The 23995-nt window shown below is 74.1% G+C and carries 19 protein-coding genes and 1 pseudogene; 8 read left to right on the forward strand and 12 right to left on the reverse strand.

Features of this window, described 5'->3' with window-relative positions:
- Positions 1-85: 85 nt before the first annotated feature.
- From ACF1ED_RS15845 to ACF1ED_RS15880, 8 genes are all read right to left on the reverse strand, one after another.
- On the reverse strand, positions 86-1633 hold the full coding sequence (locus tag ACF1ED_RS15845) for a hypothetical protein (protein WP_391760647.1): 1548 nt from the start codon (positions 1631-1633) through the stop codon (positions 86-88).
- Positions 1630-4056: a pyridoxal phosphate-dependent decarboxylase family protein gene (locus ACF1ED_RS15850; protein WP_391760649.1), complete on the reverse strand. Its 2427-nt coding sequence runs from the start codon at positions 4054-4056 to the stop codon at positions 1630-1632. Before ACF1ED_RS15850 ends, ACF1ED_RS15845 begins: the two co-directional genes overlap by 4 nt.
- Before the next feature lies 1 nt (position 4057).
- Positions 4058-4726 carry a class I SAM-dependent methyltransferase gene (locus tag ACF1ED_RS15855; RefSeq protein WP_391760651.1) on the reverse strand — a complete coding sequence of 223 codons (669 nt, stop codon included), beginning with the start codon at positions 4724-4726 and terminating at the stop codon, positions 4058-4060.
- Positions 4723-5841 (reverse strand): hypothetical protein, encoded by a 1119-nt coding sequence (locus tag ACF1ED_RS15860; RefSeq protein ID WP_391760653.1) that lies wholly within the window; start codon positions 5839-5841, stop codon positions 4723-4725. The genes ACF1ED_RS15855 and ACF1ED_RS15860 overlap by 4 nt, the downstream gene beginning before the upstream one ends.
- A 23-nt stretch (positions 5842-5864) precedes the next feature.
- Entirely contained in the window at positions 5865-6767 is a 903-nt protein-coding gene (locus ACF1ED_RS15865) for a monodechloroaminopyrrolnitrin synthase PrnB family protein (RefSeq protein ID WP_391760655.1), read from the reverse strand.
- A gap of 401 nt (positions 6768-7168) precedes the next feature.
- Positions 7169-7822, reverse strand: coding sequence for an HAD family hydrolase (locus ACF1ED_RS15870; protein ID WP_391760657.1), 654 nt, complete (start codon positions 7820-7822; stop codon positions 7169-7171).
- A 457-nt stretch (positions 7823-8279) separates the two neighbouring features.
- Positions 8280-8477, reverse strand: a complete 198-nt coding sequence (locus ACF1ED_RS15875; protein WP_391760659.1) for a hypothetical protein — start codon at positions 8475-8477, stop codon at positions 8280-8282.
- A 382-nt stretch (positions 8478-8859) separates the two neighbouring features.
- Positions 8860-9564 (reverse strand): hypothetical protein, encoded by a 705-nt coding sequence (locus tag ACF1ED_RS15880; RefSeq protein WP_391760661.1) that lies wholly within the window; start codon positions 9562-9564, stop codon positions 8860-8862.
- Positions 9565-9754: 190 nt separating this feature from the next.
- Here ACF1ED_RS15880 and ACF1ED_RS15885 point away from each other — a divergent pair, with 190 nt between their 5' ends.
- Positions 9755-10759 carry a helix-turn-helix domain-containing protein gene (locus tag ACF1ED_RS15885; protein ID WP_391760663.1) on the forward strand — a complete coding sequence of 335 codons (1005 nt, stop codon included), beginning with the start codon at positions 9755-9757 and terminating at the stop codon, positions 10757-10759.
- Between the two features lie 64 nt (positions 10760-10823).
- Here ACF1ED_RS15885 and ACF1ED_RS15890 read toward each other — a convergent pair whose 3' ends face one another.
- A complete protein-coding gene (locus ACF1ED_RS15890; protein ID WP_391760665.1) occupies positions 10824-11849 on the reverse strand; it encodes a hypothetical protein in 1026 nt (341 codons plus the stop codon).
- 154 nt (positions 11850-12003) lie between these two features.
- Positions 12004-12752: pseudogene (locus ACF1ED_RS15895) on the reverse strand (aldo/keto reductase); the annotation flags it as partial.
- Positions 12753-13566: 814 nt separating this feature from the next.
- Between ACF1ED_RS15895 and ACF1ED_RS15900 the strand changes: the two are divergent.
- From ACF1ED_RS15900 to ACF1ED_RS15910, 3 genes are all read left to right on the forward strand, one after another.
- On the forward strand, positions 13567-13716 hold the full coding sequence (locus ACF1ED_RS15900) for a hypothetical protein (protein ID WP_391760667.1): 150 nt from the start codon (positions 13567-13569) through the stop codon (positions 13714-13716).
- Positions 13717-14110: 394 nt separating this feature from the next.
- Entirely contained in the window at positions 14111-15022 is a 912-nt protein-coding gene (locus ACF1ED_RS15905) for a hypothetical protein (RefSeq protein WP_391760668.1), read from the forward strand.
- A gap of 308 nt (positions 15023-15330) precedes the next feature.
- Complete coding sequence (locus tag ACF1ED_RS15910) at positions 15331-16065, forward strand: dienelactone hydrolase family protein (RefSeq protein WP_391760670.1); 735 nt, start codon at positions 15331-15333, stop codon at positions 16063-16065.
- A 232-nt stretch (positions 16066-16297) separates the two neighbouring features.
- On the opposite strand, the gene ACF1ED_RS15915 is transcribed toward ACF1ED_RS15910, so the two are convergent.
- Positions 16298-17161, reverse strand: a complete 864-nt coding sequence (locus ACF1ED_RS15915) for an NAD(P)-dependent oxidoreductase (RefSeq protein ID WP_391760672.1) — start codon at positions 17159-17161, stop codon at positions 16298-16300.
- A gap of 96 nt (positions 17162-17257) precedes the next feature.
- On the opposite strand from ACF1ED_RS15915, the gene ACF1ED_RS15920 reads away from it, so the two are divergent.
- The 3 genes from ACF1ED_RS15920 (at position 17258) to ACF1ED_RS15930 (ending at position 22851) form a co-directional block, all read left to right on the forward strand.
- Positions 17258-17833: a CGNR zinc finger domain-containing protein gene (locus ACF1ED_RS15920; RefSeq protein ID WP_391760674.1), complete on the forward strand. Its 576-nt coding sequence runs from the start codon at positions 17258-17260 to the stop codon at positions 17831-17833.
- Between the two features lie 484 nt (positions 17834-18317).
- Positions 18318-19061, forward strand: a complete 744-nt coding sequence (locus ACF1ED_RS15925; protein WP_391760676.1) for a hypothetical protein — start codon at positions 18318-18320, stop codon at positions 19059-19061.
- A gap of 349 nt (positions 19062-19410) precedes the next feature.
- Entirely contained in the window at positions 19411-22851 is a 3441-nt protein-coding gene (locus ACF1ED_RS15930) for a phosphocholine-specific phospholipase C (RefSeq protein ID WP_391760678.1), read from the forward strand.
- A gap of 170 nt (positions 22852-23021) precedes the next feature.
- Here ACF1ED_RS15930 and ACF1ED_RS15935 read toward each other — a convergent pair whose 3' ends face one another.
- The gene (locus ACF1ED_RS15935; protein ID WP_391760680.1) at positions 23022-23240 is read right to left on the reverse strand and encodes a hypothetical protein; all 219 of its coding nucleotides are present in this window, start codon (positions 23238-23240) and stop codon (positions 23022-23024) included.
- Positions 23241-23274: 34 nt separating this feature from the next.
- On the opposite strand from ACF1ED_RS15935, the gene ACF1ED_RS15940 reads away from it, so the two are divergent.
- Complete coding sequence (locus tag ACF1ED_RS15940) at positions 23275-23835, forward strand: SUKH-4 family immunity protein (protein ID WP_391760682.1); 561 nt, start codon at positions 23275-23277, stop codon at positions 23833-23835.
- Positions 23836-23995: the final 160 nt, after the last annotated feature.

The following is a 23995-nucleotide window of genomic DNA, read 5'->3' on the forward strand; positions in this document are numbered from 1 at the left end:
GGTGCGGTGTCATTCTCGGGTCATTTCTCGTCGACGGCGGTGCGGGAGGGGGAGGAAGGGGGAGGCGAGGAGGGCCGTACGCCGCTCACCGCTCGGTCTTGCCGAGCGCCGGAGGCCCGCCGCCCAGCACCCGGCGCAGGTGTCCGAGCGGACCCGACCAGTGCAGCAGCGGCTGGAGCAGGAAGGCCGGCAGCAGCGCGGGGGCCGACCGCCAGGAGGGAGTCTCGGCCCGTGCGGCCGCCCCGCGGTGCGCGGCGAGCCACCGACGGGCCCTCGTCACGCACCACACGGCGTGCAGCACCGTGTACGCGCAAGCAGCGGCGGCCCACACCAGCAGCGCACCGGCCGAGCCGTCGAGCACGAGGGCCACGGCCGCGGCCGCCACCACGGCGGGACCGCCGAACCACCACACCGTGTCGAGGCCCTCCTTGACGAACACCACGGTGTTGCGCGGCCGGAAGGCACGCAGCACGGGATCGGTCAGCAGCCGCCGGCAGCCGGCGAGCGAGCCGTGGGCCACCAGCGCGTACGCCTTCCCGAGCGCCCGGGGGCCGGAGTAGCGGTCCACCAGGTTGAACACCGGCAGGACGTCCATGACCGCGCCGGCGGAGGACAGCTTGTAGCCGACGAGCAGATCGTCCACCGGCTCCTCGTACATGCCGATGGACACCAGGGTGTCGTGCCGGACGAACAGCCCGGCACCGACCCCGTACACCACCGGCTCCGCGAGGGCGGAGAGCCGTGCGGGCAGTCGTGCGGACCGGATGCGGCGCCGGGCCAGGACGCGGTACGCCTCGACCCCCGCGCGGCGGCGCAGATCGGCCAGGGCGTGGGCGCGCGTCACCACGTCCGCGGCGCCGGACCGGGCCGCGTGCGGACGGCGCAGCTGGAGCGGGAGCTGCTGGACCAGGTCGGGCGGCGGTCCGTCGCCCCGGGACACGGTGGCCGCCAGGTGCTCCAGGCTGGTCAGGTCCGGCTGCGAGTCGGCGTCGTACAGCCCCACGTAGGTGTACGCCGGATCGGCGTCCGGCGGGAGCAGGTCCGGCAGCCGTTCGACGGCGTGCACGAGCTGACCGCTCTTGGCGCCCTCGTCGGTGTAGTGCAGGTGGTGCAGGCCGACGCCGGGGTGGTCGGCCGCGATCCCCGGCAGCAGGGCCGCGGCCACCTCGCGCGTGGTCGGTACGGCGCTGATCTCGGCGCGCAGGGTGCCGGCCGGGTCGCCGGAGGCGCGGGTGCGCCGCACGGTCTCCGCCGCCCGGCCCGACGGCACGATCCCGGTGAGCCGGGCGGCCGCGTCCTCGACGCCGCCGCCGGCCAGGTCGGTCGCCAGAGCGGGCACGCGCGCCAGCGCGGTGTCCCGCTCCCGCTCCTCCCGACGCGTGGTCACCACGATCACGTGCAGCCGCCCCGGCGGGTACGACAGCCCCGCCGCCGCGCGCAGCACCTCGCCCAGCAGCGCCTGTTCACGCAGGGCCGGCACCAGCAGGACGACATGGGGCGCCGTGTCGTGGGCCGGGGCCACGTGCTGCCGGCGACGCCGGTCGAGGACCCGGGCGGCGAGCGCGGCCCGGACGCTGAGCAGGACGCCCCACGACAGGACGCCCCACAGCACGACGAGCGCGACCGCCGTCATGACGGCCCCACCCGTCCGGGCGGGCCGTCGGGCGCCGACAGGTGCCGGTGCCCGCCCCGGGCGCGGGCCGCCTCGCGGAGCGCGGCCACCGGCGGATACAGGCCGGCGGCCCAGCTCACCACCTCGCCGGGCGTCAGGTCCTCCGGCTCGCCGACCGCGATGCCGGTCAGCAGTACGGGCAGCCGGGCCCCCAGATCGAGCGGCACCGAGAACACGGCCTCGCCGGGCCCGTCGACGGCGGTGAGCCCCACCCGCAGAACGCCGTCCGCGACCGCGGGCACCACACGGACGAGGTCCAGCTCCGCGGACCGGGCCAGCACGGGCCCGCCCGGCAGGGCGAGCACGCCGGGCGCACCGGGCGAGCGGTACCGGCGTCCCACCGTCACCTCCACGATCGTGTCGAAGAAACGGTTGGGGAACCGGCGGTACTGGCCGCGCAGCAGATGGCGCCGCCTCGGCAGCGCGGGATCGGCGTGCCGGGCCACCCGGTCGACCCGGGGCGCGCCGTCGTCGTCCGGCACCCGCACCCGCAGCTCCAGCGAGGTGTCCAGGGAGAACGAGTAGTCGTCGCCCTCGCGGTGCACGCTGCGCGCGTCCTTGCCGATCTTGACCACGATCTCGTCGGGGAAGACCTGCACCTCGTCGTTGTGACGGCGGTCCCCGTACTTGTACTCGACGGACCGCAGCGCCCCGTCGGCACGGAAGTTGGCGAGGACCACGGGACGGCCGGCGTCCCGCGGCTCGGGGCCGAAGACGGCGAAGTGGGCGGCACCGACCAGGGACAGCTTCTGCTGGTTGCGGTCGAGCACCTCCAGCGCGTACCGCCCGGAATCGGTGACCCCGAACAGCTCGTTGGCGAACGGGGCGTCCAGGTCGGGCGCGTAGACGTGCAGGCCCTCGTGCGCCCCGTCGCCGTCCCACGGGCGCGCGGTCAGCTCCTCGTGGAGGCCGGCCCGGTCCTGGAAGGTGTGGAAGGAGTAGGCGTGCGGATAGCCGTCCGGGTCGCGGCGCTCCGGGGGGTGGACCACGAGGTGGCGCAGGCACACGCTGCTGCGCCGCAACTCCCGCAGCTCGCCCGGCGGACCGGACGGCGCGTCCCGTGCGGTACGGCGGGGCCGTACCGGGTCGGGCGCGCCGATCGCGGCGGTGAGGGCGGTGGCGAAGCCGTCGAGGTGGGCCGGGGTCAGATGGGGCATGGCGTAGAAGTGGTGGAAGAGCCGGTCCTCGACCGTGCCGTCCGGCGCGGTCCACGGCAGGGTGTTGCCCACCAGGCGGTAGCGGTCGGTGAGCGCGGCGGGCAGCCGGCCGCCCTCGTGGGAGAAGCCGGCGACGAGGACGGTGTTGCCGGGCGAGGGCAGCACCACCGCGTCGGGATCGGCGGTACGGACCGCGTCGGCCAGCCGGTCACGGACGGCGAGGCAGTGGCGGAAAACCTGCCGGTAGCCGTCCGCGGCCACCCCGAAGACCAGGGACCACAGGGCGGCGGCCATCGCGCCGGAGCGCGACCCGGTGATCGTCTCGTCGAGGAAGCCGGACATCGGGGCGGGCACCGCGCCGTGGCCCATCAGGCCCTTGCGGCACAGGAAGACCCCGCAGCTGTACGGCATCAGGCCGGACTTGTGCGGGTCGAGGACGATCGAGTGCACCTGGGGACTGCGGAAGTCGAAGGGGACCTCCGGCGCGGTGAAGGGCAGGATCATGCCGCCGTGCGCGGCGTCCACGTGGTGGAAGACGCTCAGGTTCCCGCCGCTGGCGGCCCGTCGCGCGAGCACGCCGGCGATCTCGTCCACCGGGTCGACCAGACCGGTGTTGTAGTAGCCGGCGGTGGACACGACGACGACCCCGGTGCGCTCGCCCGCGCCGGTCTCCGCCGCGAGGCCGTCCAGCGCGGCCTCCACCGCCCCGGCCTCCAGCCGCCAGGACGGGCCCGCCGGGCAGAGCCGCAGCTCCAGGTCGAGGATCTCCGCGGCCTTCGCCACGGAGTGGTGGGTGAGCGTCGACGCGAGGACGACGACCCGTCGGGCTCCCGCGGCGCGCAGCGCGTTGCGTCCGATGCGCAGCCCGGCGAGGGTGCCCTCGTTGGCGCCGCTGGTGACGTACCCGTCGGCGGCGTCGGCGTGCAGGAGCCCGGCGAGCGCGAGGACCGCCTCCCGCTCCAGCCGCCGGGTGCCGCGGACGCCGTCGCCGAAGCGGGTGTGGAGGCCCACGTTGTTGGGGTTGCGCGCGGCGAAGCGGTCGAAGGTCTCCAGCGCCAGGTCGTGCGGCGCGGTCATGGCGAAGCCGAGCCGCACCGGGTCCTCGGCGGAGTGCCAGCCGGGGACCTCCGCGAGACGCGCGGCGAGCACCGCGTCCAGCTCGTCCCGCGGAAGGGCGGACCGCGGGAAGGGATCGGTCTCGGTCGAGCCGTCGTCCAGGTCGGCCATCTCAGTCCCCCTCCCGCCGCAGCACACCGCGCAGGACGGCGCGCGGTCCGACCTCCAGGTCACGGACGTAGGTGCGCACCTCACCCCGTGCGCGGAGCCCGGCCGAGGCGAAGGACGCGAGCACCTCGCCGGGAGGCAGCAGGACCATGGGGACGCCGTCGGGAAGCAGGTACTGGCCGTCCTCCGTGCCCGCCCGCAGCGCGGGGTCCAGGGTCTCGGAGGTGAAGGTGTTCAGCGCCAGCAGCCCGCCGGGCCGCAGCACCCGGGCCAGCTCGGTGACCACCGCCGCCCATCGCTCCCGGTCGACCGCGTTGTGGAGGACGCCGTAGCACACCGCGAGGGCGAACGTCCCGTCCTCGGCCGGGATCCGGTCCGCGGGGCCCTGCCGGACCGTGACGCGGCCGTGCGGGTACGCGGCCGTGCGGGCGCGGGTCGCCTCGACCATCCCGTCGTGCAGGTCGACGGCGAGGACGTCGAAGCCCCGGTCCAGCAGGGCCAGGGTGTTGCGGCCGCCGCCGCAGCCGACGTCGAGGGCGGGGCCGTCCACCGGCGTGCCGTCGAGCAGTTCGCGCAGATAGGGCTGCGCGTCGAGGGAACGGAACTCCGCGACGGTGCCGGGAGCGTTCCAGTAGGCGGCGGCGCGGTGGGCGGCCGTGGTCGCGTCGGTCATGGGACGAGCCCCGTTTCCTCGTAGGTGCCGTTGTGCGGCCGGGCGTGGATGACGTCCATGTCCAGCTCGGCGAAGCGGTCGCCGCACCGGCCGGGATCGTCGGTGAGGGCGAAGAAGGCCGGGCCGACGGAGGACAGGGCGAGCAAGGTCGCCGCCTTGTCGTGCCACAGGGACTCCACCTGCCCCGCCAGGTCGACGAGGCCGGGATGGGAGAAGGAGCAGTTCTCGATGCTGCCCATCCGGAACCGGTAGTCGAAGACGAGGGATCCCAGCGGGCCGAGGTCGCCGCGCAGCGCGGCCGGCATGGCCTCGTGCAGCATCCGGAACGCGATCGTGGGCGCCCACCGTTCACCGGTCGCGCGGAACCGGTCGAACTGCTCCGCCTCGGCGGCCATCAACTCGTCCGTGGGGCGCTCCTCCAGGGACCGGGGCACGCCGATCACCAGCGACAGGCGATCCGGCACCGGCACCGACAGCACCACCGTGCTGCGGCCCGCCACGACCTGCACGCCCCCCGGGTACAGGCCGGAGGCCGCGGAGCCGCCGATGCACTGCACCGGTGTCAGCAGACCGGGCCGACTGCCGTGCTCCTCCCCGTGGTTGGCGGTCAGATAGGGCAGCAGGTCGGCGCGGTCCATCGGACGGCCGTACAGGTGGTTGACCGCCGTGGCGACCGCCGCGATGAGGCTGCTGCTGGAGCCGAACCCGGCGTGCACGGGCAGCCGGTCGCTCTCGACGCCGATCGCCAGGTCGCACTCCGTGCCGAGGGCCGCGCACATGATCCGGGCGGCGTGCTCGACCAGTTCGGGCCGTCGTACCCCCGGGTCCAGGACGAGACCGCTGCCCGGCGAGAGCCGTCGCACGTGGACGTGGTGGAACCGGGCGACGGAGAGGACGACCTCGCCCGCGTCGTAGATCAGGTTGTTGTCGGACGCGATGGCCGCCGGCTGCAGGGCCATCGCGTTGAGGCGGGTGGGGTAGCGGACGCGCACCTCGGCGGCGGGCTCCGGCACGGGACCGGGCGGCGTGGCCGGCGGGTGGTGGACGGTGCCGGGGAGGAAGGGCTCGAAGCCGGGGGGCGCGGCGGACGCCGTCGGCGGTGGCGTGGATGTCATGGCGGGCTCCGGGGACGCGGGGATCACGGCTGTGCCAGGTCGGGGGTCGGCTCCTCGGACAGCGACTGGTGCCGGTCGAGGGTGAGTTCCGCCAGTCGGTCGAGGGAGTCGGTGGTGTAGCCGCCACTGCCCAGAGAGCCGTCCGGACGCACGTTCATGTTCGCCTTGGCCAGTTGCAGGTGGGGCAGTCGGAACCGCAGCAACTCCCGCATCAGTGAGCGCAGTTCGGCCAGGGTGCGTCGCACCTCGGGGCCGGGGGAGCGGTGCCGGGCGGCCTCGTCCACGAGGCGGGGCAGCAGCGGCCGGTGCCGCCTGGCCCGGTCGCTCGCCGCCCGGTAGGCGGCCGGGAGGTAGAGGAGGTTCTCGTCCAGGTACCCCTCGTACCACTCCTCCCGGGAGTCGCCCGGCTCCGGTCTGATCAGCAGGATGTCCACGAGCAGCGGGGTCATCTGCGCCCCGCCCGGCGCGTACAGCACCTGCCCGCCGACGGTCATCGGCGGGAAGTACGGCCGCATCTCGAAGGAGAACGTCTCCGGGGTGACGGTCCGCTTCACCGACAGCAGCGACTGCGCGAAGACGGTGAAGCCGCGCGTGGCCTCGGCCAGCAGCTCGGCGAGCGCCGGGTCGTCGACGGGGAGGGCGAGCGCTTCCAGGAGCGCGTCGACGGCGGGGCGCAGGGCGTTGCCGGCGGTACGGACCTCCCGGATGAAGAGGGCCTCCTCGGGCAGCTCGGTGAAGGAGCGCTCGGCGTCCCGAGGGTTGCGCAGCGCGTAGGTGTAGACGCTGTCCCGGGGCACCTCCTCGGCGAGGGCGCCCAGCTTGAGCAGGGTCTCCTCCGCGGACGGCACGGTCCGGTAGTCGACCCCGTGGCGCTCCAGGGAGGCGAGGACGAAGCCGAGGTCCCGCAGGGCCGCGCTGGCGGTCACGGCGTCGTGTACACGGCCGGGAACCCGGCCGGTCCAAAGCCGGGCGAGTGCGTCGAGACCGGAGGTGTCCCCGGCTCGGTTGAGGGCCGGTAACCGCGGGGCGTCGCGGGCGGCGTCGAGTGGATCGGACCCGGACACGAGGAGGTCCAGCTCACGCATGGGTGAAGCGAGCAGCACGGAAATGACGGTCTCCAAGGTGGGGCGCGGACGAGGGGGGGGCAGCGGCTTCGCCGCCCCGGAGTTCGTCCCGGGCCGGAAGAGGGTCGTGCGGTGCGCAGGGGGTGTTCCGACGGCCGCCGGGTCGTGCGGTGTGTCGGGCCGTGCGGTGTGTACGGGGTGTCGGGTCGTGCGGTGTGTCGGGGTGTACGGCGTGTCGGGTCGTGCGGTGCCGTGCCCGCTCGTCAGAAGGCCCCGATCAGTTCGTCGAGTGTGCGGACGCGGTGCGCGACGGGGGTGGGGGGTGCGATGGAGTCCGGGGCGTCGGTGACCCAGGCGGCGGCCAGTCCCGCCGTGTGCGCGGCGGCCAGCCCCGTGTGGGAGTCCTCGACCGCGAGCGCCTCGCGCGGGTCCGCGAGAGCGGCGCGCAGCGCCCCCAGATAGGTGTCGGGAGCGGGCTTGGTCCGCACTCCGGGTCCCGCGCAGTGCACCGAACCGAAGACGGACCGGATGCCGAGCCGTTCCAGATGGCCCTCCACCCAGTCGCGGCCGTTCCCCGAGGCCACGGCGAGGCGGTGCCCCCGTTCCAGGCAGTGGGCCAGGAACGGCCGGACACCGGTTCTGGCGTCGAGGAGGTCGGCCTCGGCCCGGTTGAGGCGTTCGAACTCCTCCCACAGGGCCCGCGTCCGCCGCCGGCCGACCGCGTCGACCAGGTCGCGGCGCAGCCCGTCCCGGTCGAGGGTGAGGTCGGGACGCACGTTTATCCCGTGGGGAGGTTCCAGCGCCTCGCCCTCCAGCAGCCGACGCCACACCACGATGCCGGTGTGTTCCGTGTCGAGCAGTACCCCGTCGAAGTCCAGGACGACCAGTCGCCCCGTCCCGCCTAAATGCCCGGCCACCGCTCTCACTCCGTTCCCCGTCCCCCGCGCACTGCGAAGCGGACGGCACGCACTGTCGTGCGACCGCCCACCCGGCCCTTTGGTCTGGACCATTTCACTCTAGGTGGCCCACCCCGGTATTTCAACAAGCACAGGAGAGACCTGAGTTGACCCTGGCCACGGCGCCGACGCCCGCGCCGCGCCATGGGGTCCGCCCGCAGGGCCTTCGACGACAGAGACGCCCCTTCTTCCGTCATGCCGACGTACAGAAGTGCCCGCCCGGCAGGCCGGTCCATTCTCCGCCGGCACCCGGCCCCGGCGGGGGCGGAGCGGAGCGGCCCTCCCACGGCCGGGCCATCATGGCGGGGACCGGCCCCAGGGAAGGAGCCGCCATGCCCGGCGGGCCGAAGCAGGTAGGGGACCGGGCTCTCGCCGTGCCCGCGGCGGCGTGGGGGCGCGAAGGACTGTGGCTCGCCCGTCAGGCGCCCGACGGAACGCTGATGCTCCGGTCGGCGGACGTGCTCGGCGATCCGTCGTTCCCGGCCCGGTCCACCACGGGGCCGCCCTGCGGTGGAGCGGCCTGCCTCGCGGCGGACGGCGAGCGCCCGTACGCCGTCTTCGGCACGCCCGGCGAGAGCCGCACGTACACCTCGACGCCCGACGGCAGCACCTTCACCGCTCCGGCCCCTCTCCCGATCGACCAGGGAACCGTCGGCACGTCCGCGTTCACCACGTACGCGGGAGGGCCCGCCCTGCTGTGGGCCGAGAACGCCGGAGGCCGCGCCCACCTGCTGACCAGCGACGACGGCGGATCCACCTGGAACGACGCCGAACCCCCGATCAAAGCCCTGCCGGAACCCGGGAGGCGCGCCGCCCCCGACCCGAAGCGCCTCCTCGTCGCCTCCGGTGAGCGGGCGGGCGGACCCGGCTCGTTCTCCGCGCGTCCGCAGCACGCACGACGGACGCGAAGCCCCCCGCTCCGTCTGCGGCGTCCTCGGGTCCGCGGACGACGCCGCCCGCTCACCGCCCGCGCGGTGGGGGACCGCCCGGTTCCGGGATCAGGCGCGCCACACCTCGGCCGCGGCGAGGAACGCCGACGACGACGGGCGGTCCGGCGTTCCTCCCCGACTGATCTCGCCGGGCTGGACACGGCCGTCGACGCGTGCCCGGGCCCGTCCGCACGGGCCGAACACCAGGCTCAGACTGTGTTCCACGCCGGCCAGCGGGAACCGGTCGGTGGCGAAGGCGCGCCGGTCGAGCACCTCGGTCATGCGCACGTCGACGCCCCCGCCCCAGGCCCGCAACCCGGACGCGAGGTCGAGCCGGACCTGGACCGCGGACCGGTGGAACCGGGGGGCGGACCAGGGCAGGCCGTCGAGTTCGGGGAAATGGCGGACGAAGTGATCGGCCAGCCAGAGCGTGAGGTGCGGGTCCTCCCCGACGGCCCTCACTCCGTCCGGCCGCCAGAGCACCATGGCGTTCCCCGCGCCATGGGTGGACCACTCCACCTGCCAGGTGGAGACGTAGGCCGTGCACGAGCCCGACCCGTCGAAGAGCTGGAGGCCGGGGTTGGCGCCGACCAGAATCGGCTTGCGCGGCGCGGGATCGCCGTCCGCGGCGTCACCGGCCGCCGAGGCCGGGGCGGCGGTGGCCAGGAGCCCCATCGTGCCGAGGGCGGTGCCCATGCGCATGAGGCCGCGCCGGCTGACGGCGGCGGAAGGACGGCTGTGGTCGGGATCCGTAGGCGTTCGGTCGGAGCTCAAGGCGCCTCCTCGGTCGTGGTGACACGGTCACGGATCACCATCGCCGGGGACGACGGCGGCTTCCACGCATTCGAGGCCCTTCGAATCCATCGGCCCGCCCCGGCGGCGATGGGACACTCTCGGGATGGCGATGAGGGTGCGGCTGGACGCACGGGCTTGGAGCAGGTCGCGGTTTGCCACGTCGGCGGCCATGGAGGTCCTCGGTGTGCTGCGGCACCGCGGCCGACACCCGGCCGCTCACGCACGGAAGTGGCATGCCCGTGCCCGGCGGGCGCTCTCGCCGGAGCAGCTGGCGCTGCTGGAGGCCCTGGTGCCCGCCGATCACAGCTACGCCCCGGACTTCCTGACCCCTGTGCCGCGCCCCGGCGAGTCGATGCCGGAGGTCGCCGCCCGCATCGCGGCGACCCCGGGCGAGGAGGTCGACTACCACCTCGACATCGCGATCCGCGGCCGGCGCGTGTGGCCCCACGTCCTCGCGCTGCACCCGAGCGAGGCGGCCTACGAGCGGTGGCGGCGGCCGATGCCCGCGGCGCTTGCGGCGGTGGCACGCGACGGGGGCACCGCCGTGGCGGCTGCCGCCGCGACGGCGATGGCGACCCTGTTCGAGTCCGTACTGGCGCCGGACTGGCCACGGGTCCGCACGGTGCTGGACGCCGACATCAGCAACCGTGCCGACCGGATGGCCGCGCACGGCGCGGCGGCGGTGTTCGACGACCTCGGCGAGCGGATGCGGTGGACGGGCACCGAACTCGTACTGGAGCGCGCCTACTCAGGGATCATCGACTGGGCCGACGAAGGAGTGCTCTTCGTGCCCGCCACGACGCACGTCGGCCCGGTGCTGTTCGCTGCCGAACGTCCGCACACGCCGGTGCTGTTCTACCGGGCGCGCGGCATCGGCGCTCTCGGGGAGCGCCCGGCGGGCGCGGCGGAATCGGCCCTGACCGGACTCGTGGGCGTGACCAGGGCCGCGTTGCTGACCACGCTCGACGTGCCCGCGTCCACGGCCGAGTTGAGCCGGAGGACCGGCTGGAGCAGCGCGACCGTGTCGTACCACCTCGGCATTCTGCTGCGGGCGGGGCTGGTCGACCGGCACCGCCGAGGCCGCGTCGTCCGGTACGCGAGGACCGGGCTCGGGACGGCGCTCGCGACATCGACGGCGGAAGAACAGACGCCCCGTGCCGGCGTGCTCCTGTGAGCGCTCCACCGAGGACCGGCCCCGGAACGGTTCATCCGGCGGAGCACCGGGACCGTCGCGGGGGTCAGAAGGAAGCGGTGGCGGAGGGGGTGCTCCCGTTCTGTGCCTGCTGGGCCCGGTTCGCCATCATCCGCCCGAGCGCGGCGAGGGACGGCTCCAGATCGCCGGCCGCGGTCGTGTAGCGGACGAAGACGACGACCGTCCCGACAAGGGCCCCCGCTTCGGCCTCCTCGATGGATTCGTCGTCCTCGTTGACGACGTTCTTGCCGGGGGTGAACCGGAAGGCCGTACTGGTGTCGCCCATGGCGGGGAACGACATGAGGGTCCTCTCCGAGGAGTCCGCCAGATCCCTGCGTACCTCCTCGAACGCCTGGGCGGCGTGCGGGGCGCTGTCGAAGGCCGAAACGTGGAGCGAGGCCGTCTTCTGCGGCCTCTCGCGCCCCACCCTCGTACGGGCGGTGAACAGATGGCCCTCGCACGCGGGCCGGCAGCCCTGTTCCCCCGTGGACACCACGGGATCGCCGTCGCTCTCGAACCCGGCCGGCAGGCTGCCACCGTCGGGAAGGACGCTTCTGACGGTTTCCGACTCGGTGAGGGGAACCACCCTGCGCCCGCCCCCGTCGTCGCCCGACATCCGCACCACACTGTGGAAACCCAGTGCGACCAGCAGGGCCAGCACCGCACCGATGACGACGAGGGCGACCACCGTCCCCGCGGTCTTCTTCAGGTGCAGCGGTCCGACGTTGATGGCGGCGTGGTGGGCATCGCCTCCGATGTGGACACGCTGAATGATCGTCGGAGGATGCGTCGGAGCGGGTGGAGGGCCGGACCGCAACGCGGCCCGCAGCTGCTCGGCCAGCCCGGGGTCCCCCTCCAGCTCCACGGTCAGGCGGGCCCGCACCGCCTCCGACGCCTGCGCCGATCCGGGTTCCGCGTCCCACAGCGCCAGTGCCCCGCGCCCCTCGTCCGAGCGGCCGACGCGGCTGCGCACGAGCTCCGAGAGACGGGTGAAAGCAGCGGTGCCGGCGCCGGACGCCGCGCCCGAGGCGAGGGCGGCGATGACGGCCCCCGCTAAATCCGTAGGAGACATGCGCACATCTTCTCGGAACGGAGGGTGTTCCCGAAGGGGAGCCGGCCAAGTGGGAGGACGGCGTCCGCAAAGGCCCACGTGTGTTTCCGCGATGCGTTCGGTCTCGCTCGGCGCGTGGGGAGCGACCACGGTCAAGGAGTCCCACGCCGACCGCCAGCCAGGCCAGGGCGATCTGCTGGGGGCTGACGCCGCGCCCGGCGGCGACGCGGTGGAAGGCCGTGCCGACGGAGACGGGGCCGGAGGGACCGTCGAGGGAACTGCGGGAGGTGCCGCCCAGCGGGCTCCAGGGCAGGAAGGCCGGCCCCGGTCGCTCGCTCGGCCGCAGCTCGGGCTCGCTGTCGCGGACGGCGGGCGAGTACTGGTTCTGCACGCAGACCAGTCCGTCACCGAGGATCTGATGTGCCTGGCGTATCTGGGCGGTGGTGACGTCGGAGACGCCGGCGGCACGGATCGTGCCGGCGTCGAGAAGTTCGCGCAGCGCGCCGACGGATTCCGCCCAGGGCACGGCCGGGTCCGGCTCGTGCAGCTGGTACAGGCCGGTCGCGTCGACGCCCAGGCGCCTGACGGAGGCCTCGGCGGCCTTCCTGAGGCGGGCGGGGGAAGCGCTGACGGTCCAGCCGCCGTCGCCGGGACGGCCCCGGCCGCCCTCGGTGGCCACCAGGACGTGGGAGGTGTCACCGCCGTAACCGGCCAGGGCACGGGCGACGAGCAGCTCGTTGTGGCCCGCCTCGCCGGGATGCCAGTGGTAGCTGTCGGCGGTGTCGATGAGGGTGACACCGGCGTCGAGGGCGGTGTGGACGGTGGCGACGGCCCGCTTCCCGCCGGGACGGTGCTCGATGGACAGGGCATGGCGCCCAGACCGACGGCGCCGACGGCGGTGCGGTCGAGAATGCGGTACCGCATGCGGCCCCGTTCCCCAACCGGTGGCAGCGGCGGGCAGGGCGAGGACTTCGGCGACGGCGCCGGGCAGCCAGCCGGTGGTGCGGGAGAAGGAGAAACCCAGCGCCTTCGCGCGGGCGTTGCTCATGGCGTGGTGGCGGTCGAAGGAGAACGGAGAAGCCTCCTCGCCCGCCGGGACGGTCCGGTAGACGGCTTCCCGGCCGGCCTGCGCGGCGACGGTCCCGACCAGGTCATGGACATCGAGCGGACCGTCGGAGCAGGCATTGACCGGGCCCGTGAAATCGGCCGCGACCGCCCAGGACGACAGGTCCGCCAACTCCTCGTGGTGGATGAGAACCGTGGGGAGCGCCTTCGCGTGCACAGTGATCCCCCTCGCCCCGGGCGACGCGTCCGGCGTAGTGCGCCGACCGGTGAACTCCCGGGCCCCGCCCCCGAGCACATGGGCGCTGCGCACCGCGGCGAAGGCGAAACCGCCGGCACGGGTGAGGACGGCCTCGGCCTGCCGCTTCCCCTCGGCGTAGTGCGCCTCGAGGTGGGCCTCTTCGTGCCAGGGAAGATCCATGGCCACCTGCCAGGCGGCCGGGTCCACGCCCTCCTCCGGCACCGGCGCCCCCGGGGGGCACGGCGGGCAGGGCGGCGGTCGCGGGATCGTGGACCTCGATCGTGGAGGTCATGACGTAGCGCCGGGTGCGGCTGGCGAAGACGCGGGCGGCGATGGCGGCCTGCACCGGGGTGTAGCAGACCTGGTCCACCACGACGACGAAGGCACGGGCCCCGAGCACGGCCGGCAGTCACCGGCGACGTCCTGGTGCACGCGGTGCAGCTTGCCGACCCGTCGGTGGCCCACCGCTTCGAACGGGACAAGCCCACCGCCCGGGCCACCCGCACCACCTTGCTGTCCCGCCCCCGTGACGAGCACGCGCTCCTGGCCACGGCACACCTCAACGAGCCCTTCACCCAGGCCTGATCGGACCCACACCTGATCGGACACGCAGACGAGGTCGCGCCGCGCGCGGGAGCCACGCGCGGCGCGGGCCGCCGGAGCCCCGGGCGTCGGAGACACCCGATCCCACTCGGGGAGCAGGGGCGCCGGCGAAGGCCGAGTCGCGCCGCGCGTCGTACCAGGTCACGTACGGGGCCCTGGACCGGCTGATCGCTTTTGGCCCCGTGCGCCGGGGCCGTGGCAGACTCAAGGGCCGTCGGCCCCGGCCGCCGGCACGCCGGCGGACCGAACCGGTCCGCGCGCACGCCACCGGCGAGTACGCGATCGCCGAACCGATGGAGGTGTTCTCCGTGGAACGCGCCACCGCATGCCGGGTCCTCGCACGTGCCGGTCACGGACGTACCGCCGGAGGAGCGGCATGAGACGCCGCGAGTCCGAGCTCGACCGGGCCGTGGCAGCACTCCTGGCGGCCAGGGCTTTCATCGAGATACGTCATCTGGCCGGGAGCGCACGGCTCGGGTCGGGAGACCGTCCCGAAGAGACGCTGGAACGCATCAGGTTCCTGGCCGACCTGGCCCACAACCTGCCTGGTGTCACAGGCCCGCGTCGCTCCACGCCGTCCCGCCCGGGCGCGAGCCGGGGGAGCCGGAAGCGGGCGACGGCCGCACGGCCGATGACCTGGGTCTGGCACACCGCCGGCCCGGAGGGGCGGGCGTGGATACTGCGGCACATCGAACAGGCGGGACGAACCTGGGCGCCGCCCCCGCCGCTGCCGGAGCGCCGCAAGGGCCCGGCGCCGATGACACCGCGCCAGTGGGCCGGATTCCTGCTCGGCCGCTGGCCCGTCAGGACCCCCGTCGGGCTCCGGCCGTTGCCCGTCGCGGCGAACGTGCTCAAGCCCCTCGACACCGAAACGGTCTGCGCGTTGCACGACGAGGCCCGACGGCTCCGGCTCGGCCTGGGCGGAGGGGGGTCGTGGCTCCGGGCCCACCTGGATCCCGAAGGCGTCCACTACCTGCTGCCGGACCCGGCGTCGTACTACTGGCCCGGCACTCCGGTCAGCGAGGGCGAGATCGGCTGGTGGCAGTGCGTCGCGCTGCTGCGGATGCGCGACGGAGAACAGGTCAGGGGCATGGTCGCCGTTCTCCCGGAGACCTTCACGGCGCTGCCTTCGACGCTGCCCCGGCGGCGACAACTCCGCCTCGCCCACCGCGCCCGGTCCACCGAGCGCGACACCCATCTCTGGGGCCGGGACCACGAGGCCGAGTGCGCCCCGGAACTCTGCGGGTACGTCCCCGAAGCAGCGGACAGCGCACGGCCGACGACATGACGGCAGCGGTGCGACGGCCGGCCGCGGCACGACCCGTGTCGCGGCCGGCGCGCTTCCGTCCTCGTCCGGCCGGGACATCCGCTCGGCCCGGAGCGTCGGCGTCGGCCCGTACCCGGTGGGCTACGCTGTGGGATGTGAATACCGGGACGGCCTCGCGCCACACACGGATCGGTGACCCGGGGCTCTTCTGAGCGCCGTACGGGCCGGTTCGGGTCCGCTGTTCGACCGAGGCCCTCGCGCCGCCGCGCGGGCTCCCCCTCCGTCGTGTTGATCGCAAGTTCTGCACATCAACCACGACAGGAGTGTTCATGCCCACCAAGACGCTGCGGATTCCCACCGCGGACGGCCAGGCCGACGCCTTCGCCGCCTTCCCCGATCACGGCGAGCGGCACCCAGGGGTGCTGATGTACGCGGACGGCTTCGGCATCCGGCCCGCGCTGCGGGAGATGGCCCGCGAACTGGCCGGGCACGGCTACTACGTGCTCGTCCCCAACCCCTTCTACCGGCACGGCCCGGCACCGCTGGTCGAGCTTCCCGAGCACATCGGCGAAGAGAACAGGGACGCGGTCTTCGCCCGGCTGATGCCCCTCATCGAGGCGCACACCGCCGAACGTGTCCTGAGCGACGCCGACGCCTACCTCGGGTTCCTCGCCACCCAGCCCGAGACCGCCGCCGGACCGGTCGCGGTGACCGGCTACTGCGTGGGCGGCCTCTACGCGATGCGCACCGCCGCGGCCCACCCCGGCCGGGTGGCGGCCGTCGCCGCGTTCCACGGCCCCGTCGGCGCCGACGGGACCGCCCTCTTCTCCAGGATCACCGCCCAGGTCCACCTCGGCCACGCCGAAGGCGACATGACGCCCGAGGCCCTCGGCGAGCTCAACCAGGCCCTGGACACGGCAGGTGTCGACTACACCTCCGAGATCTACCCCGGCACCACCCACGGCTTCACCATGCCCGACACCGACGCTTTCAGCGCCTCCGGGCTGAAGCGCCACTGGAACCGTCTGCTCCCCCTTCTGGACCGCGCCCTGACCGGCGTGTGAGGCTCCGGCCCGGAAACCGACAGGGCACCCGTGGGCTCGGACGAAGCGAGGGCCTTCAACGGGAACCCGGGGCGGGATGCCGTGCCGCGCGGAGGCGACGCCGTGAGTCCGCTCGGACTCACGGCGACGCAGCCGGTGCCGTGTGCGCCGTGACCTCGCGGAGACGCTCCTCGGCCGGAGAGGACCCGCCCGCCGACGGACGGACTCGTCGTCGACCGTAGGGGCCGGGTGTTCACCGCGGCTGCCGCTCGGCGATCACCGCCCAGTCGTCCGCCGCGCGGCCATCGGCGATCGCCTGGTCGAACACGCCTCTGAGCAGTTCGCCGAACGGCAGGGGGACCGCCAGGCCGGCCGCCGCGTCGAGGGCGAGGTGGAGGTCCTTGCGTCCGAGTGCCGTGGTGAACCCGGCCGGCCGGTACCTCCGCCGCGCGATCATCGACCCGTATCCGGAGTAGACGGGTCCGGGAAAGAGCGTCGAGGCCAGCAGTTCGACGAACCGGCCCGGGTCGGCGCCGGCCGCGTCGGCGACGCTGACCGCCTCCCCGAGCGACTGGATCGCGCAGGCGATCAGGTAGTTGCCCAGGACCTTGGCCGTGTTGGCCTGCTCGGGCAGTTCGCCCAGACGCCACGTGCGGGATCCGATCACGTCGAAGAACGGCTGTGCCCGGTCGACGAGTTCGGGCTCTCCTGCGGCGAGGACGTTCAGCGCACCGGCCTCCGCGACACCGACCCGGCCGAACACCGGGGCCGCGACGTAGCCGATCCCGTGCGCGGCGTGTGCCTCCGCGGCACGGCGGGCCAGCCCGACGCTCACCGTGGCCACGTTGACGTGGACCGTCCCGGGCCGCGCCTCGCCCAGGACCCCGGAGTCGAGAAAGACCTCCGCCACGGACGGGTCGTCGGACAGGACCGAGAACACCACCGGGCACTGAAGCGCCTCCGCGACGGAGGCGGCGCGGAGGGCGCCGGCGTCCGCGAGCTCTTCCGCGGGGCCCGCCGAACGGTTCCACACCACGGTCTCGTGGCCCGCCCGCACCAGATTGCGCGCGATCGCCCGCCCCATTCCGCCCAGACCGACGACTGCGACCTCACCCATCACGCGACCTCTCCCTGTGAACCGTCCGAGACGGTTCCATGGTGGCGCAGGTCGACGCCCCTGTCGAACCGGCTAAGCTGGTTCACGCAGCGGCCCTTGACGGTACGGAAGGTGGTGGCCGTGGAGGCCCGTCAGCTGTTCCGGCTGGACAACGAGGTACTGGCGTTCCGCTTCACCGCCACGATGAGCGACCGCGCCGGCGGGGCGCCCCGCGAGCGGCTCTCCAGCCACGGCCGGCTGAAGCTCTGGTTGTACGCCGTGGGGCTCGGCGTCCCCGACGTCACACCCGCCCAGCTTCAGGACGCGCTCGACCTGAGGGAGGCGATCTACCGCGCCGGGCTGGCCGTCGCCGTCACCCGGCGACCCGATCCGGGTGACGCGGCGATCCTGAACAGGGCCGCGACCGCCGGGCGGCCCAGACCGGCGCTCGACGAGAACGGGCTGGCGGTCTGGAACCTCGGCGAGGAAGCACCGGTGCCGGACGCGCTCGGCGTGCTCGCCGCCGACGCCATCCACGTGCTCGGAGGCCCCGACCGCGACCGGATCAAGGCGTGCGAAGGCCCCGGCTGCGCCGGCCTGTTCCTCGACACCAGCCGCGGCGCGAACCGCCGCTGGTGCTCGATGAACACCTGCGGCAACAGGGCCAAGAAGGCCCGGCTCACCGGCAGGTGACCGGCCGCCGCCACCGACGGCACGCCCCGCCCCCGACGGCCACCCCGCCCCCGACCTCACGACCCGCAACGGCCACGGCCCGTGTTGTTGCCGAAGGCGCCGTCGACCCTTCCGGGGGCGGGCGGGCGGGCGGGGGCCTGGGGCCGCACCAGAAGGCCGTCGTCCCCGACGTCCTCGTCGACCGCGACCCCCGTGCGCCGGGACACCCGTCCGCCGGGACGCCGACGTGGGGGAGGCGGCCCCGGTCCGGCTTCGCCGACCGGTGGGCGCGGCCGGGCCCGGTAGGTCACGGGCGAGCGCCCGAACGGGAAAACAGCGAGGTCAGGGGCCTGCTCCGAATGGCCGAGGAGCGGTCGCCCATGCGGAGGCGAGTGAACGTTTCCGTCCTTCCGCGCCTGTCGCCGGCCCGGGGATGATTCCGCGGTCCCGGCCCTTGCCGGGGAACCCGCGTTCTCCTCGGAGGTAGTTCCTCATCGTCGTCGCCGTGCTCGCGCTGCTCGCCGGCCTCGCCGCGAACCGCTGGCTGCGGCCCCGGCTCGTCAACGCCGACGACGACGAGGGCATGGCGGTCAAGGACCTGGTCGGTCCCCTGCTGACGATGACCGTCCTGCTGCTCTCCTTCGTCCTGGTCGCCGCCCGCGGCGAGGCCCGCGCCCTGGACCAGCTCGTCGAGACCGCCGAGTACGCCCCCGCCCTCCAGCGGGGGAAGATCCAGGCCGACGCGGTCTGCTACGCCCGGGCGGTGCGTGTCCAGGAGTGGCCCGCGATGTCGGACGGCAACGGCTCGCCGGCCCCGAGCGTGTGGTCGACCTCGTTCCGGGAGACCTTCGAGACGCTGGAGGGCAAGCCGGCCTTCGGGATGCTGGTGGCCGCCGACAACAAGCGGTCCGACGAACGCGAGGAACGCCTGACCCAGGCGACCTCCAGCATCCCCAGCACCATCTTCTGGTTCCTGCTCGCCACCCTGGTCATCACGGTGGCGGCCCTGGGAGTCTGCCTGCCCCGCAGGAACAACCGGGGTCAGATCATCACGCTCGTCGTCATCACCGCTCTGCTGACCACGGCCCTGGTCATCATCCGGGACGTCGACCGTCCCTTCGGCGGCATCATCAACATCGAACCCACCGCCATCGCCGAAGTCGAGAGCCAGGCCCGACGTGACTTCACCGCCAACCACCCCGTCGCCGAACTTCCCTGCGACGACGACGGAAACCGTCGAAACGCCTGACCTCCCGGACCCCGGTGCACCGAAGCCTCGAAACCCGTACCGCGACCACGCCGACCGCACCATCACCGGGGCCACCGGGGCCACCGGGGCCACCGGGGCCACCGGGGCCACCGGGAACGCAGCGAACCCAGGGAGCGGGCCGCCCCTTCCCCCTCCCGTCGCCCCCTGACGCTTCGAGCGGAGGCGCGCGGTACGCCCTGGTGGACACGCCGGCCCCCGCGTATCCGTCAGCTCATCGTGATCATGACCTTGACCTGCGGATTTCGTATGAGTCCCTGGTGTGAACAGTGGGCGAATCCCTGGCGTGACGGGTTCTGGAGGTGCCGCGCCACGTCCTAGCCTCCCCGGCATGCCCGACTTCTCACGCCGTAAGGTCCTCGGCACCCTCGCCGCTGGGTCCGCGCTCTCCGTCCTGCCTCCCTCCCTCCTGACGGCCATGGCCGCCCCCTTGCCGCGCGGTGGCCTCCGGGCCGTCGAGCACGTCATCGTGCTGATGCAGGAGAACCGCTCCTTCGACAACTACTTCGGTGCCCTCAGGGGCGTCCGCGGCTTCGGCGACACCAGAGCGCTGCGACTGCCCGACGGCGCGAGCGTGTTCGAGCAGCCCCGCTCCGGCGGGCCCGCCGTCCTGCCGTTCTCCGCACGGCAGGCGGCCGTCGACGCCGGACGGCCCGAGAGCGACATCCAGTACCTCGGCTCGCTGCCGCACGGCTTCACCGACGGGGTACAGGCCCGGGCGAACGGATGGTGGAACGACTGGATCGCGGCCAAGGGCCAGAGCACCATGGCCCACTACGACCGGCGCGACATCCCCCTCCAGTACGAACTCGCCGACCGCTTCACCATCTGCGACGCCTACCACTGCTCCGTCTTCGGCTCCACGAACCCCAACCGCAACTACCTGTGGACCGGCACCACCGGGTTCGAACCCGGTGGCGGCGGCCGGGCCGTCACCAACGCCGCGTACTCCTACGGCCACGCCGGCTACGACTGGACCACCTACCCGGAACGCCTGGAGGCCGCCGGGGTCTCCTGGCAGATCTACCAGGAATGGGACAACTTCACCGACAACGCGGTGGAGTACTTCAAGCCGTGGAAGCGGATCGGCCGGAAGATCCTCACCGCCGCGGGATTCCCCTACGCCACCACCGAGGAGTTCTACGACAAGCTGTGGGCGAAGAGCGACAGCGAGCGGCAGGCCGATCTGGCCCGGTTCCGTACCGCGGTCGACGCCCTTCCCGAGGACGAGCGCCGGCTGTTCCTCCGCGGCGCCCACCGCTCCGAACCGGGTTCCCTGCTCACCCGGATCAAGGCCGACATCAAGGCCGGGACCCTCCCCCGGGTCAGCTGGGTGGTGCCCACGGCCGCACTGTCCGAACACCCCGGCTCCTCCACGCCCGCCGGCAGCGCCGGCCTCGTCTACGACCTGCTGGACGCCATCGCCTCCGACCCCGGGACCTGGTCGAAGACCGCGCTGTTCATCAACTTCGACGAGAACGACGGCTACTTCGACCACGTCCCCGCCCCCACCGCGCCCAGGCCGGAGAGCGGCGACGGCGACGACTGGGTGGGCGGCCGCCCCGTCGGCCCCGGACCGCGCGTCCCGATGACCGTCGTGTCCCCCTGGACGGTCGGCGGGTTCGTGAACTCCGAGCTCTTCGACCACACCTCGGTGATCAGGTTCCTGGAGAAGTGGACCGGGGTCCAGGAACCCAACATCAGCGCCTGGCGGCGCAGCGTCTTCGGCGACCTGACCTCCGTGTTCGACTTCGACCGCGCCTACCGGCAGCCCGAGGTGGAGCAGCCCGGCGCGGTCCCGGCACCGATCGGCCGCTGGAATCCGGTGCCGCCGGCGACGCAGGCGCGGCCCGTCCAGGAGCCCGGCGTCCGCCCCACCCGGCCGTCCCCGTACCGGCTCTCGCTGCGCGCCACCGTCACCGGCACCGAGGTGCGGCTGGCGCTCGGCAACGAGGGGCGGCGGACCGCCGCGATCACCGCGTACCCGGGGGACGGGACCGCGCCGCGGACCTGGACCGTCGCCGGCCGGGACAGCACCACCGGCAGCCTGCCGTACGGCCCCGAGGGCTACGACCTCCAGGTGCACGGCCCCGGCTGGGCACGGTGGGAACTGCGCGGCGCGGGCACCGGCGCCGAGGCGCACGTCGTGGAACGCGCCCACGTCCGCAGCGTGGACGTGGAGTGCGGCAACCCGTCGGAGCGGACCCGCACGCTCCTGGTGGGGGAGTCCACCCATCCGGGGCGCGGCGAGGGCCGTGCGCAGAGGATCCGGCTGGCACCCGGCCGGAAGCGGACCGTGTCCGTACCGCTCGCCCGGCACGGCTGGTACGACATCGTGGTGCTCGACGAGGACGACCCCCGCTTCCTGCGGCGGATGTCCGGCCGGCCCGCGGACGGCGGACCGGGCACCACCGACCCGTCGATCGGGACCGGTCCGGCGCTGAGCGCGGCGCTCACCCTGCCGGAGCCGCTGCCTCCGCTGACCGCCCCGCTCGTGCAGGGCAGCCCCGCCGAGGTGCGGGTGCGCATACGCAACGAGGAGCCGGGCCGGCTGCGGGACCTCGCGGTATCGCTGCGGGCACCGGCCGGCTGGACGGTCGAGCCCGCCGGGCCGGTCCCGCGCAGCCTGCCCGGCGGCGGCTCGGCGGACCTGCGCTTCACGGTCACCCCCGCCGTCGACGCCACCGCCGCCACCCTCACCGTCACCGCCCGCGCCGAAGGCGACGGCCTGCTGCGCGTCGCGGACGCCCGGGTCCGTGCCGAGGTCGCCCGCGCGGTGACCCTGACCCTGACCGCACCGGCGAGCTCCCCCGGCACCGACGGCTGCGCGCTGTACCCGGAACAGCCGCTGGCCGTGACCGCCACCGTCACCAACGCGGGCAACGCCCCGCTCACCGGCCTGTCGGCGGCGCTGGCGCTACCGGACGGGTGGCGTGCCGAGGCGGCCGCCGGCACCCCGGCCTCGGTTCCGGCCCGTACGTCGGTGAAGGCGGTCTGGGAGGTCACGGCCCCCGCGTCGGCGGCCCGCACCTCGACGACGCTGAAGGCGACCGTCGGCGCGCGCACCGCGAGCGGCGCGGCGGTGGAGCGGACGGCGGCGCTGGCCGCCCGCGTGGGACCGGTGATGACCGGCTACCTGCTCGCCGAGAACTTCGAGTCCCTCGCCGGCCGGCTGGCCCCGGCCACCGACCTGAGCCGTCCGGGGCTGCGGGGCTGGACGCGGACCGCGCCCGACGGGTGGACGGTCACCAACGCGGCCGGGATGCCGCGGGGCACGGAGGAACTCAACGGCTGGTCGTTCCTGTCCCGGCAGTTCTGGTTCCCCGCCGGCCAGGAACGCGCCGCGTTCGGCCGGTCCCTGGGCGTCGTCGCCGTCGCCGACCCGGACGACTGGGACGACACGGGCAGCCCGTCCAGCCGTGGCACCTTCGACTCGACGCTGATGACGCCCGCGGTCGCGATCCCGGAGGGGACCCCGACGCTGTACCTGGGCTTCGACTCCCACTACCGGCAGGAGAGCCCGCAGGAGGCCGAGGTGACCGTGGTCTTCGACACGGGCGTCACCTCCCGGGTGCTGCACTACTCCAGCGCGCCGTCGGGGAACACCAACAGCGGCCGCGACCAGCAGAACCGCCTCGTGACCTGTTCCTTCCCGGTGCCGGCCGACGCGCGCTCGGCGAAGGTGGGCTTCCGGGTCCACCGCGCGGGCAACAACTGGTTCTGGGCCGTGGACAACATCAGGCTGGGAGCGACCCCGGTCGCCGACAGCTGACCGGCTCCGCCCTCCCCGCCCCCCGCCCCCGCCATTCCCGGCCACGGCGTCCGCGAGCCGGTGCGGGGGGTACGGGGGAGCGGGACGGGTGCCGCGGGAACGTCAGGGACTCTTGGCCACCGCGCGCACCCCCCGTACGCGAGAGCGGAGGGCCGCAGGCGGTACGGGATTCAGGCGGGGCCGGCGCCCGTCTCCGGAGTCCTGCGGGCGTTGCTCCCGGGATCGGCGAACGGCAGGGCTCCTCCGTGGAGTTCTTCGAACTCGTCGATCAGGTCCCGCCCGGCCTCGCCCGTGTCCTCGTCCTGGACGAACTCCCGCAGCGCGCCCGCCGTGTCCCGGTAGGGGCGGAACCGGGCTCCCGGACGTGCGGCACGAGGAAGTGTGCGCAATCGGCCGCCCGCCTCCCCGGCGTAAGGTCCCGGCATGAACTTCGCCGTCACCGCGGACGAGGTGCGCACCGCCTTCGGACTCACCAATGTCGTCCACTTCCCGCGCTGCACCGCCCCCCGCCGTCGCCTCGACGCCCGCACCGCACACCTGCTGAGCACGGTCGGCCTCCCCGACACCGAATGGTTCATGTCGAAGGCGAGCCTGCGCGCGGACGACCACGTCGACGTCCCCCGGTGGTACAGCAAGTGGGGGACCGCTCCCGAGGAGTGCCACAGGTGGCTCGTGCTCGGCATGTTCGCCGACACCACCCTCGGACTCGACCCGGACTCCGGAACCGTCTACGCCCTCGGTGACGGCCCGGCCCGCATGACCTACCGCCCCCTCCACCGGGACGTCGAATCCCTCGTTCACGCCCTCACCGCGTTCGAGAACCTGCGGCAGGCCCTGGAAGAGCCGGAAGAGGACGACGGGGACCGCGAGGAGCGCGTCGACGCCCTGCGCGCCAGGATCACCGCCTTCGACCCCCTCCCGTTCGCCGAAGAGGAGTCCCCGTGGCACCTCGTCTTCGAAGAAGTCATCGACGGAATCTGGTGACCGGCCCGTCCGCCCGCCCGCGCACCCGTCGGCGCGGCTGAAGGACGAGGCCGGCGGCGACCCGGACCGCCGCCGGCCTCCGCTCGCGCGGGACCGCCGGGAGCCGGTCCGCGGTGCCGAATCCGGCCGCGGCACCCCGCGCGGGCGGGGACGACCGTCC

The organism is Streptomyces sp. NPDC014656, from assembly GCF_043084305.1.
Lineage (GTDB): Bacteria > Actinomycetota > Actinomycetes > Streptomycetales > Streptomycetaceae > Streptomyces.

What these genes read in the sequence shown, in the direction of transcription:
- ACF1ED_RS15860 (WP_391760653.1), bottom strand. Translation starts at nt 5,841, where the DNA reads ATGACATCCACGCCACCGCCGACGGCGTCCGCCGCGCCCCCCGGCTTC.
- ACF1ED_RS15940 (WP_391760682.1), top strand. Translation starts at nt 23,275, where the DNA reads ATGAACTTCGCCGTCACCGCGGACGAGGTGCGCACCGCCTTCGGACTC.
- ACF1ED_RS15845 (WP_391760647.1), bottom strand. Translation starts at nt 1,633, where the DNA reads ATGACGGCGGTCGCGCTCGTCGTGCTGTGGGGCGTCCTGTCGTGGGGC.
- ACF1ED_RS15885 (WP_391760663.1), top strand. Translation starts at nt 9,755, where the DNA reads ATGGAGGTCCTCGGTGTGCTGCGGCACCGCGGCCGACACCCGGCCGCT.
- ACF1ED_RS15890 (WP_391760665.1), bottom strand. Translation starts at nt 11,849, where the DNA reads ATGTCTCCTACGGATTTAGCGGGGGCCGTCATCGCCGCCCTCGCCTCG.
- ACF1ED_RS15930 (WP_391760678.1), top strand. Translation starts at nt 19,411, where the DNA reads ATGCCCGACTTCTCACGCCGTAAGGTCCTCGGCACCCTCGCCGCTGGG.
- ACF1ED_RS15855 (WP_391760651.1), bottom strand. Translation starts at nt 4,726, where the DNA reads ATGACCGACGCGACCACGGCCGCCCACCGCGCCGCCGCCTACTGGAAC.
- ACF1ED_RS15915 (WP_391760672.1), bottom strand. Translation starts at nt 17,161, where the DNA reads ATGGGTGAGGTCGCAGTCGTCGGTCTGGGCGGAATGGGGCGGGCGATC.
- ACF1ED_RS15910 (WP_391760670.1), top strand. Translation starts at nt 15,331, where the DNA reads ATGCCCACCAAGACGCTGCGGATTCCCACCGCGGACGGCCAGGCCGAC.
- ACF1ED_RS15905 (WP_391760668.1), top strand. Translation starts at nt 14,111, where the DNA reads ATGAGACGCCGCGAGTCCGAGCTCGACCGGGCCGTGGCAGCACTCCTG.
- ACF1ED_RS15850 (WP_391760649.1), bottom strand. Translation starts at nt 4,056, where the DNA reads ATGGCCGACCTGGACGACGGCTCGACCGAGACCGATCCCTTCCCGCGG.